A 16,534-nucleotide genomic window follows, 5' to 3' on the forward strand; every position below is an offset into this window, starting at 1 on the left:
CACATGAAATGAGGAAAAGATATGTATTCATATTTCATCACTTTCATCAATTTCAGTTTAAGTAAAGTCGAATCCTTAGTTTATTTTACTTTTTTCTACATGGGGTCTTTGTTTGATCAAATATCAACAACTGAGATTATTATAATTGTTTTAATTGTTCATTTAATTTTAATTCTTTCTTATTTTCTTTATAAAAATTCTAAGCAACTAAAGAAAGAAATTCATAAACAAAAAGATATAATGAATTTAACGTTAAACTATACTAGTCTAATTGAGAATTATCACGGAATGGCCTATCGCAGTTTGTATGATGAAAATTGGACAATGAAATATGTTAGTCCGAAAACATTTGAACTTGTTGGGTATACTGATGCTGAATTAATTGACAATCAAGCGATTTCCTTCGAAGAAATCATTCACCCAAAATATCGTTTAAAATTAAGAGAATTATGGGAAAAATCAATTGATTCTCATGAGGATTTTACTTCTGAGTACCAGGTGATTACAAAAAACAAAACAATTAAATGGGTCTATGAAACCGGACATGCAGTCTATGATCAAGAGGGTATTCCACTTTACATCGAAGGATTCATTCATGATATTACAGATGAAAAAGAATCAGCACTTAGAGACAAAATGAACGAATCAAAGTATGAAAATATTATCGAGAATTCTCAAGATGCCATTTATATAGACGAAGATGGGGTTGTAACATATGCCAATCCCGCATGTGTTCGTTTCTTTAAAGCTAAAAATTCCGATGATTTAATCGGCAAAAAGATTGAAAATTTAATTACAGAAGATTTTAAAGACTTTTATCATGAACGTATTGAAAGATTAAAATCAAGTTTGCTTCCTAACCCTAGGGCCGATTATGAATTTATATGTTTTGATGGGTCAATTGCTTCAGCAGAAGTCAATTCAGCTCCTTTTTTTGATAATGGAAAGATTTCGATTTATGTTTTTATTCATGACTTAACTGAAAAAATATTAAGCGAAAAAGAATTAAAAAAAATTCAAAAACGAAATCATGATTTAATTTTCGGAATGACCGAAGGCATTGGCGTTTTTGAAGTGAACTCAAATAAAGACGATGCAACGCTTGTTTATGCAAATAAGAGTTTCTCAAAGATAATTTATGGAGAAGAGCAAAACGTAATGAACAAAACATTTTTAAGTATGTTTTGTGATTTTGATTTGCTCTCTTTTAAAGAAGCGTTTTCGGTTAGTGATTTTGAAAATGAATACACAACCGAATATTTATTTGGTGATATAAATAAAATTATAATAATGCGTTTCTTTTCAAACGTTGAACATGAAGTCATCGTTATGATAAATGACATTACAAAATATAAACTTGCAGAAGAAAAACTTTTATCAGAACGAAATCGATTGGAAACAATCATTAAAGGTACAAATACCGCAACTTGGGAATGGAATATTGCAACAAGAGAAATTGTAGTTAATTCAAAATGGGCAGAAATGATAGGTTATTCTTATGAAGAATTAACACCATATAATATCGATTTGTGGAATTCACTTGTGTATCCAGATGACATTATAAAATCAAACGAACTTTTAAAGAAACACTTTAATCATGAAATTGATTACTACAACTTAGAATTAAGAATGAAACATAAAGACGGCCATTTTGTATGGGTTTTAGATCGAGGCTGCGTCTCTAAATGGGATGAGTCCGGTAACCCCATAACTATGTCAGGAACACATCAAGACATTTCAAACATGAAAGAAAAAGAAATTAAATATGAGATGTTAAGTTTTCAAGATTATTTAACAGGTTTATCAAACCGAAGAGCATTAGATCAAAAAATTCTCGAATTAGAAAACAAGTCCTATTTACCTACTTGCATCATTATGGCAGATGTTGATGGACTTAAAATTATGAATGATGCCTTTGGACATCCTTGTGGAGATGAACTTTTACAATTGGTTTCGGAAAAAATAAAAAAATTTGTAAAATCTACTGATTTTATCGCAAGAGTTGGCGGAGATGAATTTTTAATTGTATCTCCCTATACGACAAAAGATCAAGCTATGCATTTAATCAATCAAATAGAAAACGAATTGAAAAGTTGTACCATTCATGGAATTGCCATTTCAGTATCTTTTGGACTTGGAATAAGAACAAAGTTAGATGTATCACTGAAGACAATCTATAATAACGCTGAAGCAGAAATGTATGATCGAAAATTTTTAGATTCTACAAGCAGTAAAAAGGAATTAATTCAAGCGATATTAAAAGCGTTTTTCTGTAAAAATCCTCTCGAGGATCAACATTCAAAACAAGTAGGATTGTTATGCAAAAAAGTAGGTCTTGAATTTAATCTTAAAGCCCTTCAGTTACATCAATTAGAACAATTAGGATTACTTCATGATATTGGAAAGATTGCAGTTAATACAAAAGTTTTAAATAAAATTGAAGAATTATCAATTGAAGAATGGAATCAAATTAAATATCATTGCGAGATTGGTTATCGAATTTTATCTTCATCCTCTGAATACGAAGACGTTGCTCAAGCGGTATTATCACACCATGAGCGATGGGATGGAAGAGGCTATCCCAAAGGTCTGATTGGCGAACAAATCCCATGGATGGCAAGAGTGATTGCCGTATGTGAGGCATACAGTGCAATGACACTTAAAACTCCTTATAAAGAGGCAAAATCGGAAGAGGAAGCCGTAAGTGAAATTAAAAATAATGCTGGATTACAATTTGATTCTGAAATTGCAAAAGTCTTTGTTACAAAAGTTCTTCATAAAAATTGGGTCGAATAACTTGATTTAAATTCCTAAGCAAATCACAATGTTTTTGGCGTACATCATGTTATAATTAAATTATAAAAATAAAAATAGGAGGAATCAAATATATGTTAAATAAAAAAGTATCTGATTTATTAAATGTTCAAATCAATAAAGAAATGTTTTCAGCGTATCTATACTTAGATATTGCAAATTACTACACATTTAAGGGCTTAGATGGGTTTGCGAACTGGTTTACAGTACAAGCAAAAGAAGAAATGGATCATGCGATTTTCTTCATGACTTATCTCCAAAACAATAATGTTGAAGTTGTTTTAGAAGCAATTGCGAAACCCACAATGAGTTATGACTCTTTAAAAAAACCTTTAGAAGAAGCTTTTAAACACGAAGAGTATATTACCGCATCAATCAACTCCATTTATGAGGAAGCTGTCAATCAAAAAGAATATCGCACTGTACAATTTCTACAATGGTTTGTCAAAGAACAAATAGAAGAAGAAAAAAATTCACAAGATTTAATTCAAAAATATGATTTATTAGAAAATGTCATCTATATGTTAGATAAGGAACTAGCCTTAAGAGTATACATGGTACCAAGTTTAGTGTTATAAAACATTCATTTTATATCAAAAGGGCATCTTCAAGATGAAGATGCCCTTTCTTTATTCATACGGTTTATAATTCTTCTAAAATCCTTACTGGATGTTCTTTTGGACTTACTTTACGGTATTCATGCTGAATTTGACCAGATTCACCTAACACAAATGTGCTTCTTTCAATTCCTAAGTATTTTTTCCCGAACATTGATTTTTCGACTAATACAGAAAAAGCACGAACCAATTCTTCCGATTCATCGCTTAAAAGCAACAAATTTAAATGATTATTTTGAATAAATGCTAGATGGGATTTTACCGAATCACGATTAACTCCAATGATAATATACCCTTTTGCGTTAAATTCTTCTTTTAGTTTTGTAAATTCTCTAGCTTCAACGGTACAACCGGGTGTTTGATCTTTTGGATAAAAATAAAGAACGACCTTACTTCCTGAAAAATCTCTGAGTGTGTGAGTTTTTAAATCACTTCCTGGTAATTTTATATCTAAATAGTTCATGAGAGCCTCCTATAAATTGATTGTCTTATAGAAATAATTTTATCAAATAAGGATGCATTATTCAAGCATTTTGCTCAAGAAGGAAGCTGTTTTTCAACAGACTTTCAAATTGACAGTTATTGTTTTGAATGGTATAATTTGCTTGTTAAACAAATTGAAGATGCCTTATCTATTTTTTTGGTTTAAATATAACTATTTTATGAAAGGAATAAAGGATGATGACATTAAAAGAAAAAACCGACTTACTAATTATTGGAGCGGGGCCTGGAGGATATGTTGCTGCTATTTATGCGGCTAAAAAAGGATTAAAAGTTACTTTAATTGATAAAAATTATATTGGAGGAACTTGTTTAAATATTGGGTGTATTCCGACAAAAGCACTTGTGAAATCTGCGGATATATATGAAGAAATAATGCATAGTGATTTGTATGGTATTATATCAAATCATCCATCAATTGATATGGTAAAAGTCCTACAAAGAAAAGATGAAGTGACAAAAACGCTTGTAGATGGAATTTCTTTTTTACTTAATAAATATCAAGTGAATGTTATCAAAGGGGAAGCTTCTTTTGAAAACAATTCTCTTGTAAAGATTCATACCGAAACTATTGATTATTTATATGAAGCCACAGATATTCTAATTGCAACTGGTGCAAAAACGAAACATTTAAAGGTAGATGGAATTCAACTTGAACAAGTTTATGATTCAGAGAAACTTCTATCAAATCAAAAATTACCAGAAACATTAACGATTATTGGTGGGGGAATTATCGGGATGGAATTTGCCTTTATCTACGGTCACTTAGGGGTAAAAGTAAATGTCATTGAATTTTTACCTTCCATTCTTCCAATGGTTGATAAAGATTTAAGCCAACGCTTGCTTCGATTCGCTAAAATGGCTAATATTTCAATTTATACGAATTCAGGAGTTCAAAAAATCGAACAATTAAATAAAGACTATGTTAGAGTCTATTATAAACAAAAAGAAGAGATTAAATTTGTTGATTCAAATTTAATCTTAGAAGCAGTAGGACGAATTCCAAATTATGAATCTTTATCTCTTGAAAAAACGGACATCTTAATTGGAAAAACTTATGGAATCGATGTAAATGAATCCATGCAAACTAGTGTGAAACATATTTATGCCATCGGTGATGTTACAAATAAAATGCAATTAGCTCACGTGGCTAGTCATCAAGGAATTATTGCTATAGATACCATTTTAGGCCACAAAGCAACGATGGATTATTCTTTTGTTCCTAGCGTGATTTTTACAACACCGCAAATTGCTCTTGTTGGGAAAACTGAAACCGAATTAATAAAAGAAGAAATTGAATATTTCATTACAAAAGTTCCGTTTTCGGCAAATGGAAAAGCTTTAATTATGAATAATTCCATAGGTTTTATTAAATTGATTCAAGATAAAGAATCAAAATTGTTAATTGGTGCTTCTATATTTGGTGGAGATGCGGAGCATTTAATCAGTCCATTAACTCTAGCCATGCAAAACAAATTATCAGTAGTACAAATTAAAGATACCATTTTTGCTCATCCAACTACCTCTGAATTAATTCACGAAGCTGCTCTTGGACTTCTTGGAGAAGCTATTCATTACCTTGATTAAAGATGTAAAATAAAAATCGCTTATTTAAAGCGGTTTTTTTCTTTTTTACAAGCCTTCCAATCGTTGACTTTATCAATAGATTGTACTATAATGAAATAAATAATATTCTATGCTTTAGGAGGCCAATTCATGATTTATTTAGATTACAGTGCAACAACACCCATTCACCCAGAAGTCTTAAAATATTATGTTGAAATTAGCAAGAAATTCTTTGCGAATCCCAATTCATTACACGACTTAGGACAAGGTGCAAATAATAAAATTGTCGAAGCTTCTTCTCGTATTTGTAACATTTTTCATACGGTAGATCATGAAGTGATTTATACAAGCGGAGCGAGTGAAGCAAATAATCTAGCGATTAAAGGAGTTGCATTAAAAAAACAAAATTTAGGAAAACATATTATAACGTCTCCTTATGAACATTCTTCTGTTGTAGCTTGCTTTAATTATTTATCAAAAAATGGGTTTGAAGTAGATGTAGTTAAAACGAATTCATTTGGACTTGTTGATTTTGAAAACCTTGCTTCACTTATAAGAGATGACACCATTCTTGTTTCCATTGGAATGGTTAACAGTGAAATTGGATTTAAACAACCGATTGAAGAAATTGGAGTATTCTTAAAAAAATATCCACAAATTACGTTTCATTCTGACATGACTCAAGCCATTGGCAAAATCAAAGTTGACATTACCAATGTTGATTTGATTTCGTTTTCAGCTCACAAATTTTATGGACTGAAAGGTGTTGGGGCTTTATTAAGAAAAAAGACTATCGAATTAGAGCCAGTTATCCATGGAGGAAGATCTACTACTAATGTAAGAAGTGGAACTCCTGCTACCCCTTTGTTGCTTTCGTTAGAAAAAGCTTTAAGTCTTGCATGCGATAGTATTGATTTAAATTATGAACATGTGAAAAGATTATCTGAGTATCTTATTAATGAATTATTACAAATTGAATCTGTGACAATTAATAGTAATAAATATAGTATCCCTCATATTTTAAATTTAAGTGTTGAAAAATTAGAAGCACATCAACTTCAAACTGCTTTAGCCAAAAAAGAGATTTATGTATCTACCCAATCTGCTTGCAACTCGAGTAATGCCTATTCTCATAGTGTCTTTCGTTTGACTGGAAGTGAATCAAGAGCGAAATCAAGTATCCGAATCTCTATTTCTTCTTTAACAACCTTAAATGAGATGAATCAACTAGTTGAAGCCATTAAAGAAGAGGTATCTAAATGAAAATTCTTCGCATTACAGCTTTGTGGTGCTCTAGTTGTTTGATTATGAAATCAAGATGGAAAGTTGTGTTTGAAACGTTTAATGAAATTGAATTGATTGATTATGATTATGATCAAGATGAGAAATTAATTAAACAACTTCAAATTGGACAAATTCTCCCTGTCTTAATCGTATTTCAAAACGACATAGAAGTTGCACGTATCATTGGTGAAAAGAGTGTGAAGGAATTAATAAAAACATTTGAAGGGTTATCCAAATGAAAAAATTAAAGCTTTTACTTGGAATTATGATTTTAGGATTGATTATCAATCCTTTTTTATCAAAAAATATCTACGCAGAAAATATCGTTCACATTTATTTTTTTTACGATGAAGTCTGTGCCCATTGTGCTGAAGAAAATCTATATTTAATTGGATTGGAAGACAGATATTCTAATATAGAAGTACACAGGTACGAAATTACTCAAGTAGATGAAAACAACTTATTGTTTGAAGATGTAAAAACGGTCTTTAATGAACTGGATGCTTTGACTCCTTATACTGTGATAGGAGGAGTAAGTCTAAGAGGATTTAACCCAACCACTGAAAATGATATTGTAAGATTAATTACTAGGTATTCAAGTTTAGACTATGTAGATGTTGTTAATAAAGTCCTTCTTGGAGAAGAAGTACTTGATACGGATTTTGACTCGTTAGAATTAAGCGAAGTTGATCTTCCTTTTATTGGGCCAGTATCTATTGATTCGCTCTCTATATTCTTGGCTGGTATCCTCATGGGATTTGTGGATGGATTTAATCCTTGTGCGATGTGGGTATTGCTTTTCTTAATCACGATGTTGATTAACACAAAAGATCGAAAGAAAATGTGGATATTGGGCTTTACCTTTCTATTTGCATCGGCACTGTTTTATTTCTTAATCATGGTTGCTTGGCTTAATCTTGCACTTCAAATAACTACGATTGTCTGGATCAGGATAGTGATTGGCTCTATTGCGCTTGGATTTGGAGGATTTAATATTTATCAGTTTATTAAATCAACCAAAAATCCAGATATTGGTTGTGAAGTGACTGATAGAACCAAAAAACAAAAATTAATGGACAAAGTGAAAAAAATTGTGACAGAACAAAAACTTTTTATTGCTTTAATTGGAATTATCTTTTTAGCGGTATCAGTAAATGTCGTCGAATTAGCTTGTTCTGCAGGACTTCCTTTAGTTTATATTGATATTCTGGCTTATAATCAATTATCAATGCCGGTATATATTCTTTATATATTGCTATATATTTTCTTTTTCTTACTTGATGATCTCATTATTTTTTCAATTGCAATGATTTCATTTAAAGTTACAGGAATCTCTAATAAATATTCAAAGTTTTCTCATATCATTGGAGGAATCATAATGATTATTATTGGATTCTTATTAATCTTTTTCCCTCAAATTGTTATGTTTAATTTTTAGAAAACCAGCAAATTTTGCTGGTTTTTTTTTACTGCGTTACAAACAGTGAAATATAGAATATATGATATAATAGAAGTGAAAATAAAAGGATGTGACATTTTGAAAAATATAAATATAAGAGATTTAATCTTAGAAAGCTATCAAACAACCCCAATAAAAAAGGACCATTGCTCTTGCAGACTTCCTTCCAATAAAGAAATCAAAAAAATCATAAATTTAACCAAAGAATTGATGTTTCCTGGGTATTTTACTAAACAAAATGTTTCAGAATTCGGTTCAAAGTATAAGACGTATTTGATTGTAAAAAAACTTCACAAAAAACTTAAGACTCAGATATCCTATGCATTACTTTACTTAGCCGATGAAGAAAAAAACAAAATGATTAAAAGAAAATCTTGTGAACTTTGTACTCGATTCATGGAAAAAATACCTTCCGTTCGAGAGTTACTACATTTAGACATTGAAGCACACTTTCAAGGCGATCCTGCCGCAATAAATCGTGATCAAATCATTGTTTCTTATCCAGGATTTTATGCCATTCTCATTTACAGAATCGCTCATGCACTATTAGAATTAAATGTCCCAATTATCCCAAGAATGATGACAGAATTCGCTCATAGGGAAACAGGGATTGATATTAATCCAGGTGCAATCATTGGCGCATATTTTTTTATAGATCATGGAACTGGTGTTGTCATAGGCGAAACTACAATTATTGGAGAACACGTCAAAATTTATCAAGGAGTTACTCTTGGGGCCATGTCTACAAGAGGTGGGCAACATTTAAAAGGGACTAAAAGACATCCAACCATAGGTGATAACGTAACAATTTATTCAGGAGCCTCCATTTTGGGAGGAGAAACAATGATTGGTTCTAATTCAACCATTGGAAGTAATGTCTTTATTACAGGAAGTCTTCCTCAAGATAGTAAAGTATCAATTAAAATTCCGGATCTTGTTGTAAAAGAATCCAAATTAAAAGGAGTTTAAAAAATGAAAATTTATAATAACATTATCGAGACAATTGGAAATACTCCACTTGTTCGGCTAAATAGAGTGAAAGAAAAATATAACTTAGAAGCAAATTTATATGCTAAAGTCGAATTTTTTAATCCTGGAAGTTCCGTTAAAGACAGAATTGCTAAAGCTATGATTGAAGATGCGGAAGAAAAAGGTTTGATTTCAAAAGGAACAATTATCATTGAGCCTACAAGTGGAAACACTGGCATTGGTCTTGCAATGGTAGGAGCAGCAAAAGGATACGAAGTGATTTTAGTTATGCCTGATTCATTGTCTGTTGAAAGAAGAAAAATAATGACTGCATTTGGTGCAAAACTTATTCTAACTGAAGGCTCAAAAGGTATGAAAGAATCCATAAGAGTAGCTAAAAATTTGCAAAGTTTTACTCCGAATAGTTATATGCCTTATCAATTTGAAAATATGGAAAATCCTAAAGCGCATTATAAGACTACAGGAAAAGAAATCTATGAAGCTTTGGAAGGAAAAATAGACATATTTATTGCAGGAATTGGAACAGGAGGAACAATTAGCGGAGTAGGAACATATTTAAAAGAAAAAGATCCTAGTATCAAAGTAATAGGAATAGAACCATATAGTTCTCAAACCTTAACAAAAGGAGAAGCTTTTCCTCATAAAATTCAAGGAATAGGAGCAGGATTTGTTCCAAAAACATTAGACACTCACATATACGATGAAATTATGACAGTTTCGAATGAAGATGCTTATGAATATACAAAAGTTTCTAGTAAAATAGAAGGAATTTTTGTTGGAATATCCAGTGGAGCTGCATTAGCTATTGGTATAGAAGTAGCTTTAAAGAAAGAAAATAAAGATAAAAACATCGTAATTGTATTTCCTGACACAGGAGAACGATATTTATCTTCAACCGTATTTAATGATTAAATCACATGAAAATGTGTTTTTTTTATGCAAAGAAATATGAAAACGCTTTCTATAAAAATAATTAGCACTCAATACTTGACAGTGCTGATAATACTTGATATAATATAGTTGGCAGTCAAGGGTATTGAGTGCTAAAAATATTAAATTAGGAGGATTTAAAATGAATAATATTATTAGAAGAAGAAACAATGATTTATCTGTATTTGATGACTTATTTGGAGATTTTTTCACAAGACCAATCTTTAAAGAAAATGTAAGCTGCATGAAAACGGATATTGTAGAAGTAGATACTGGATATGAGCTTGATGTCGATGTTCCAGGATTTGGAAAAGAAGACATTAAAATCAGTTTGGATAATGGCTATTTAACCGTCGAAGCCAAACGAGAAGAAAACAAAGAAGAAAAAGATAACCATTATATTAGAAGAGAAAGATTTTTAGGTAGTTCTGCTAGAACATTTTATGTTGGAGAAGACATTGCAGAAAAAGATATTAAAGCAGAATACGACAAAGGAATCTTAAAATTGTTTGTACCTAAGCAAGGAACAAACGTAAAAGAAAAGAAATACATTTCAATTGAATAAAAAGTTTTAAAAGAAAACTCTCAGTTTTGAGAGTTTTTTTGATTCTATTTCATATTGACAGCAATCTATATTCTGTTTATAATACAGTATAGGATGTGATCATATGGAAAATTTTGATTTTGTAAATCAATTTAAAGCATTAAGTGACCCAACAAGACTTAAAATATTTTCTCTTTTGAAAGGAAAAACGCTTTGTGCCTGTCAATTACTTGAAGATTTATCAATTACTCAGCCAACTTTATCGCATCATATGAAGGTGCTTCAACAATCAAATATTGTGATTTCACATAAAAACGGCACTTGGAATCATTACCAAATTAATAAAGATACTTTAGTAAAACTTGAACATCTATTTTCTGAATATTCACAAATTGAAATTTCTGAAGTCTTTCAAAACCCATGTAAAAAAGATTAACAAATCATACAATAAAAAATAACGTTAGTACATATTACATGTATTGACGTTATTTTCTTGTGGATTTCATTATTTTGTTTCATCAAATATGATATAATTGAACGTAAGTATAACGATTGTTTTCTCTTAAAAGTTATAAATAAATTTGAAGAATTAATAGAGGGTAATATGAAAAAGGATTATTGGATTTCAATACTTGTTTTATTTGGTACAATATTTATGGTTTATATCGTAACAAGAGACTTCTTTTTGCAGTTTGCAAGTAATAACAAATTACTAAGTGGATTCATAAAGTTTTTCTTTTTAGCATCACTTGGTGATTTTATTGGTTTAAGAATAAAATCAAAAAAATGGATGATGCCTTCCTATATGTTAGTTAAAGCATTGGTTTGGGGCTTAATTGGAGTCTTGATCGTATGGATGTTTGTTCTATATCCTGCTGGAGTTGAAGCTCTTCAAAACGCCAATTTGTTGCCTTTTAAAGATAATGCATTCTTTTTTTCCTTATTCACTTCCATTTTAATGAATTTAACTTTCGCTCCTGTTATGATGACATTTCACAGAATATCTGATACTTTTTTAAATTTAAAGAAACAAAACAAAAATGCATCTTTTGGTGATACCATCGATAAAATTAATTGGAGGCAGTTTATCAATTTTACTTTTTGTAAAACGATACCTTTGTTTTGGATTCCAGCTCATACCATTACGTTTCTGCTTCCGGAAGAATATCGAATCATTTTCGCTGCGATTCTAGGTATCGTACTTGGCTTATTGCTAAGTTTGTTTACAAATAAAAAGAAAGAAGTCATTTTAAAATAAGATTTTTTTGGAAAAAAATGATGTATAAAATAGAATCGAGGTGAAATGGATGAAAGAATTTGTAAGAGAAATTAGCGTTTTTGACAAGAATACTATTGTGTTTTCTCCTAATCAATTGAAGAATAAAATTCTCCAATTCATAAGTGAAACTCAACAATTATATCCATTTAAATTTCACTCTCTTTTTGAATCTTCACTTTCACTTAAATCAGATTATTTGTTGTTCATGAAGAAACATTTTTCTTTAGATCCAAATTATTCAAGTAAATGTGTATTTATCTTTGATTATTTAGATGTATCCAAAGAGTATGATTCTCAAAAAATTAATTATATAAATTCCATTTTTAAAGAATTAATTAAGAACGATATGATTCAATTCAATTCTTTTCAAAATTTTGAGCAGAAACAAATACTTTTTTTAAATAATTGTAAAGTGCCTTTTTATTTGAAGAAATGGAGCCCTGTTGTTACTTATTTAGGAACAATCAATAAAAATGAAATTATTCTTTATGAGTGTCAATCCATTTTGGATTCTCAATTTGCTGTATTTAAAAAGGTAACTGATTTATTAAGTAAAGGTATCATGCCAAATGATATTTATCTTTTAAATTCAACAAAAGAAGATAGATATCAATTAGCAAAGCTTTTAAAAGAAGCAAACATTCCATTTTATAGTCACTATAAAATGGCTTTAAACCAATTTCCAATTACTATATCATTTGTAAATAAACTAAAAAAAGCCTCGCTAGATGAAGCTATTTATTTGTTAACTGATTTGATAGTAAATTGTTCTAGTTTTGAAAAAAGGATTATCAAAAAGATTTTTGATATTATAAATAAGTATGAAAAAAATGAAATAGAGTCTGAAATTGATATTTTAATTTTTGAAATCTCAAACGCGTCCATTCAAGAACCTTTTATACAGGGAGCCATTCATTTTCAAGATCTTTCAGAGATAAATTGCGATGATATCCAAAATTACCTAATTTTAAATTATCAAGATCAATCATTACCTCTTGTTCACAAAGACAATGATTTTCTGTTGGATGAAGAAAAAAAAGAACTGAACATGTATACTTCCTTTCAAGAAAACGAATTAGACAAGACTCATACCGAAAATCTAATTAATCGAATGAAAAATGTAACATTTTTCTACTCTACAACAGAAAACAATTTAAATCGAAGAGTAGCAGAATTATCTTTGTCTCATCCTTTAATAACAATGAAATTTGAAATTAAATTAACTTCAGTGGAATATACAAATAACTTCTATTTATTACACTACGCAAAACAAAGATACCAAAAGGTAAAGTATAGCGTAGAATATGAAGATTTTAATCGTTTGGAGTACGAATTTGCAAGTCAATATAGAATGTATAACCCTCAATTTCGCCAAATTAATACCAAACTATTATCCTCACTTTTAAACAATAAAGTATATCTTTCCGCAACAAGTCTTCAAACATATTACGAATGTTCTTTTCATTTTTTATTGGATTATCTGTTGAAAATAAAAAATTATGATAAAAATATCAATTTGTATTTTGGAAATTTAACGCATAAATTTTTAGAATTATGGTTTAACGATAAAGCATATGAATTAAGTGAAATAGAGAATAATTTAATGTCTGAATTTCCAGAGGAAATGAATTATAAATATTCTCTATTTCTAGAGATTATACAAAATGAACTTAAGTTGATTAGAATGCACCTAATTAACCAAAAAAAACATACAACGTTTCTTGATTTTGCCTTTGAAAAGGAATATAGATATTTTTTTGAAAACGATCCTCGTTTTATTATTTTAGGGAAAATTGATAAAATAATGATTCATGAAATAGATAACCAAGTAGAAGTTGTAGTTATCGATTATAAAACTGGAAATAAATCGTTTGTTTTATCGGATTTTGAAAAAGGTATTGAACCTCAACTACCTTTCTATTTTCATTTGCTTTCCTCTTGCAAGCAATTTGATAAAATGAAGCCAGTTGGGTTTTATTATCAAAAAGTGAACATTGGTCGTTATTACAAACTTAAAAATCACGATCCAATTAAAAAAACTCTGAAAATGAATGGAATAACATTAACGGATAAAGCAAGCGTTGATTCTTTTGATAGTGATGATAACATTATGGGAGTAACTTATAATAAAAACGGAGAATTTACAAAGAATAATCGGTTAAAAAATTCAACAGAATTTGAACAAATTCTATCTCAAATGAATCAACAATTGCTAGAGGCTATTTCTTCCATTCAAAATGGCAAGTTCCAAATAAATCCTTTGCCAGTTGAAAAAAGTCAACATGAATCGAAGAGTTGTGAGTACTGCCCTCATAAAGGCATTTGTTATACAAACACAAAAACTTATAGCTTTGAAGAACAAGAGTCCACTGATGAAGGGGATGAGTTCGAATGAAATTTACAGAAAATCAATTAAATGCAATTAACACTGATAATCAAAATATATTAGTCAGTGCTGGAGCTGGATCAGGAAAAACATCTGTTCTCACTAATCGAGTTTTACGAAAATTAAATGATGGTATATCGATTGACAGGCTCATTATATTAACCTTTACAAATGCTGCTGCAGATGAAATGAAAGATAGAATTAAAAAAACGATTCTTTTAAATCCCAAACTACACAATGAAATGAAACGTCTAGATAATGCAATTATCTCAACTTTTGATGCGTTTTGCTTAAGGCTTGTAAAAACATATCATTATCGATTGAACCTACCTGGTACTATTCAAATAAGCGATCATGTTATATTAGAAAAGGCAAAAAGATTTTGTTTAGATGAGACGTTAAAAAAATATTACGGTGAAAAAACTCCTTTATTTAAAAATCTGATTTCTCGTCTTTTTGATAAAGGTGACGAACTTCTTCAAACAACGATATTATCTTTTGCTTCTGGAATTGAAATGATTCCGGATATGTTTGATTTTCTTTCATCTTATGAAACAAATTATTTATCAAATGAATCAATTGAAAAGGCTTTAACCGATTTTGAAAAAATGATTTTTTCAGATATTGCAGAAATGAACCCCTTTTTGGATGAATTAATTCAAGATTTCAAAATATATAATGATGACAAAATCAATCAATATCTTTTAGAAATGTCTTCTAATTATCAAAGGCTATTTAAATCTATTGATTTAGACGAAATCATCCAATTATTACAAAATTTTAATCATCCAAGAATCCCAAGATTTCACAAGGAATTTGATGAGAATATTACAGATTCTTTAAAACAAAAAAATAGTGATATTAAAAATAAATTAAATTCAATAATCGGATATTTTGATAAGCTATTTGTAAAAAATAAAAAAGACATTCTTAAGTCAATAAAAGAGACAAATTGCATTATACTGTCCGTAGTTCAAATTACTAAGGATTATTTAACCCTGCTAAAAGATTATAAGAAAAGAAATTCAATATTCTCATTTACAGATATTATGAATTATTCAATTGAGTTATTTGAAAATTGTCCAGATGTTACACAGTATTACCAAAAAAACATTTCTGAAATTATGATAGATGAATATCAAGATACAAATGATTTACAAGAGTATTTGATTAGCTTGATACAACATTCAAACTTATTTATGGTAGGCGATATAAAACAATCAATTTATGGGTTTAGAAATGCAAATCCCGATAATTTCAGAATGAAAAGAAAACAATATAAAGAGACTAATTTAGGAATTGCAATTGATTTAATGGAAAACTTTCGTTCAAGAAAAGAAGTTCTTAATGGTGTGAATCAATTATTTATCACGATTATGGATGAAAAAATAGGAGGAGTAAATTATCACGAAAATCAAAGTTTAATTTATGGAAATTTTGAATATGATCTTGAGTTTTCGGCATTTCAAGACTATACTCCAACTATTTTAACCTATGATAATGAATCACTTGAAGCGTTTGATTCTAAGACAAATTCAGCTTACATTGAAGGGCTAATTATTGCAAAAGATATTCGTTTTAAAATTGATTCTGGTTTTCAAATTTTTAATCGTGAAGACAAAAAATATGAATTAGCAACATATCAAGATTTTGTGATTTTGATTGATCGAAAATCGAATTTTGATCAATATCAAAAAGCTCTTATAAAATATAAAGTTCCAGTGGAAAAAATTGCAGATGAAGATTTTTCTCAAAGCACTGAAATCCTTTTTTTGAATCAATATATTACTTTACTTAAATGTTTTAATGATGATTTATTTTTTTCAAAACATTTCAAAGGCTCTTTTTATGGTGTAGCAAGATCTTTTGTTTATCAAATTCCAGTTGAACAGTTAATTCAATTGTTTTTAGATTATCCCAAAATAACTAAAAACATCATTTTAGAATTGTCTGAAATGAACTCTTTTAAACAAATAATAAATGATCTAAATATAATTGTTGAAAAAATGTATAAAGTACCAGCACATAAACTTTTACAAATGATATATGATCAATTACAACTTTTCAAATCTGTTGCAATGCTTGATAATCCTGAAGTTGCTGAAGCAAAGTTGGATTTCTTGATTGCAAAAGTAGAAGAATTAGCATATTTTAGTGTCAATGA

General features: G+C 29.4%; 14 protein-coding genes. 13 read left to right on the forward strand and 1 reads right to left on the reverse strand.

The window, feature by feature from the left end; all coding sequences use genetic code 11:
- The first annotated feature begins 21 nt into the window (after positions 1-21).
- Positions 22-2,796 (forward strand): PAS domain S-box protein, encoded by a 2,775-nt coding sequence (locus KJ971_07915; protein MBU1145756.1) that lies wholly within the window; start codon positions 22-24, stop codon positions 2,794-2,796.
- A gap of 92 nt (positions 2,797-2,888) precedes the next feature.
- Entirely contained in the window at positions 2,889-3,392 is a 504-nt protein-coding gene (locus KJ971_07920; protein ID MBU1145757.1) for a ferritin, read from the forward strand.
- 64 nt (positions 3,393-3,456) lie between these two features.
- Here the strand turns inward: KJ971_07920 and KJ971_07925 are convergent, their stop codons facing one another.
- On the reverse strand, positions 3,457-3,894 hold the full coding sequence (locus KJ971_07925) for a peroxiredoxin (GenBank protein MBU1145758.1): 438 nt from the start codon (positions 3,892-3,894) through the stop codon (positions 3,457-3,459).
- Positions 3,895-4,109: 215 nt separating this feature from the next.
- On the opposite strand from KJ971_07925, the gene lpdA reads away from it, so the two are divergent.
- From lpdA to KJ971_07980, 11 genes are all read left to right on the forward strand, one after another.
- Positions 4,110-5,519: a dihydrolipoyl dehydrogenase gene (gene lpdA, locus KJ971_07930; GenBank protein MBU1145759.1), complete on the forward strand. Its 1,410-nt coding sequence runs from the start codon at positions 4,110-4,112 to the stop codon at positions 5,517-5,519.
- Positions 5,520-5,648: 129 nt separating this feature from the next.
- Complete coding sequence (locus KJ971_07935) at positions 5,649-6,761, forward strand: cysteine desulfurase (GenBank protein MBU1145760.1); 1,113 nt, start codon at positions 5,649-5,651, stop codon at positions 6,759-6,761.
- On the forward strand, positions 6,758-7,021 hold the full coding sequence (locus tag KJ971_07940) for a thioredoxin family protein (GenBank protein ID MBU1145761.1): 264 nt from the start codon (positions 6,758-6,760) through the stop codon (positions 7,019-7,021). The genes KJ971_07935 and KJ971_07940 overlap by 4 nt, the downstream gene beginning before the upstream one ends.
- Entirely contained in the window at positions 7,018-8,220 is a 1,203-nt protein-coding gene (locus tag KJ971_07945; GenBank protein MBU1145762.1) for a hypothetical protein, read from the forward strand. Before KJ971_07940 ends, KJ971_07945 begins: the two co-directional genes overlap by 4 nt.
- A gap of 96 nt (positions 8,221-8,316) precedes the next feature.
- Positions 8,317-9,210 carry a serine O-acetyltransferase gene (locus KJ971_07950; protein MBU1145763.1) on the forward strand — a complete coding sequence of 298 codons (894 nt, stop codon included), beginning with the start codon at positions 8,317-8,319 and terminating at the stop codon, positions 9,208-9,210.
- Between the two features lie 3 nt (positions 9,211-9,213).
- Positions 9,214-10,143 (forward strand): cysteine synthase A, encoded by a 930-nt coding sequence (cysK, locus tag KJ971_07955; protein MBU1145764.1) that lies wholly within the window; start codon positions 9,214-9,216, stop codon positions 10,141-10,143.
- Positions 10,144-10,303: 160 nt separating this feature from the next.
- Positions 10,304-10,726 carry an Hsp20/alpha crystallin family protein gene (locus tag KJ971_07960; GenBank protein ID MBU1145765.1) on the forward strand — a complete coding sequence of 141 codons (423 nt, stop codon included), beginning with the start codon at positions 10,304-10,306 and terminating at the stop codon, positions 10,724-10,726.
- A 103-nt stretch (positions 10,727-10,829) separates the two neighbouring features.
- Positions 10,830-11,141 carry a metalloregulator ArsR/SmtB family transcription factor gene (locus tag KJ971_07965; protein ID MBU1145766.1) on the forward strand — a complete coding sequence of 104 codons (312 nt, stop codon included), beginning with the start codon at positions 10,830-10,832 and terminating at the stop codon, positions 11,139-11,141.
- 168 nt (positions 11,142-11,309) lie between these two features.
- The gene (locus KJ971_07970; GenBank protein ID MBU1145767.1) at positions 11,310-11,963 is read left to right on the forward strand and encodes a hypothetical protein; all 654 of its coding nucleotides are present in this window, start codon (positions 11,310-11,312) and stop codon (positions 11,961-11,963) included.
- Between the two features lie 49 nt (positions 11,964-12,012).
- The gene (locus KJ971_07975; protein MBU1145768.1) at positions 12,013-14,379 is read left to right on the forward strand and encodes a PD-(D/E)XK nuclease family protein; all 2,367 of its coding nucleotides are present in this window, start codon (positions 12,013-12,015) and stop codon (positions 14,377-14,379) included.
- A partial coding sequence (locus tag KJ971_07980) for a UvrD-helicase domain-containing protein (protein ID MBU1145769.1) occupies positions 14,376-16,534 on the forward strand: 2,159 nt, incomplete at its 3' end. The genes KJ971_07975 and KJ971_07980, both read left to right, overlap by 4 nt.

The organism is Bacillota bacterium, from assembly GCA_018818595.1.
Classification (GTDB): domain Bacteria; phylum Bacillota_I; class Bacilli_A; order Izemoplasmatales; family Hujiaoplasmataceae; genus JAHIRM01.

Excerpts from the sequence above, each read along its gene's own strand:
- KJ971_07915 (MBU1145756.1), top strand. The coding sequence starts at position 22 with ATGTATTCATATTTCATCACTTTCATCAATTTCAGTTTAAGTAAAGTC.
- KJ971_07920 (MBU1145757.1), top strand. The coding sequence starts at position 2,889 with ATGTTAAATAAAAAAGTATCTGATTTATTAAATGTTCAAATCAATAAA.
- KJ971_07925 (MBU1145758.1), bottom strand. The coding sequence starts at position 3,894 with ATGAACTATTTAGATATAAAATTACCAGGAAGTGATTTAAAAACTCAC.
- lpdA (MBU1145759.1), top strand. The coding sequence starts at position 4,110 with ATGATGACATTAAAAGAAAAAACCGACTTACTAATTATTGGAGCGGGG.
- KJ971_07935 (MBU1145760.1), top strand. The coding sequence starts at position 5,649 with ATGATTTATTTAGATTACAGTGCAACAACACCCATTCACCCAGAAGTC.
- KJ971_07940 (MBU1145761.1), top strand. The coding sequence starts at position 6,758 with ATGAAAATTCTTCGCATTACAGCTTTGTGGTGCTCTAGTTGTTTGATT.
- KJ971_07945 (MBU1145762.1), top strand. The coding sequence starts at position 7,018 with ATGAAAAAATTAAAGCTTTTACTTGGAATTATGATTTTAGGATTGATT.
- cysK (MBU1145764.1), top strand. The coding sequence starts at position 9,214 with ATGAAAATTTATAATAACATTATCGAGACAATTGGAAATACTCCACTT.
- KJ971_07960 (MBU1145765.1), top strand. The coding sequence starts at position 10,304 with ATGAATAATATTATTAGAAGAAGAAACAATGATTTATCTGTATTTGAT.
- KJ971_07965 (MBU1145766.1), top strand. The coding sequence starts at position 10,830 with ATGGAAAATTTTGATTTTGTAAATCAATTTAAAGCATTAAGTGACCCA.
- KJ971_07970 (MBU1145767.1), top strand. The coding sequence starts at position 11,310 with ATGAAAAAGGATTATTGGATTTCAATACTTGTTTTATTTGGTACAATA.
- KJ971_07975 (MBU1145768.1), top strand. The coding sequence starts at position 12,013 with ATGAAAGAATTTGTAAGAGAAATTAGCGTTTTTGACAAGAATACTATT.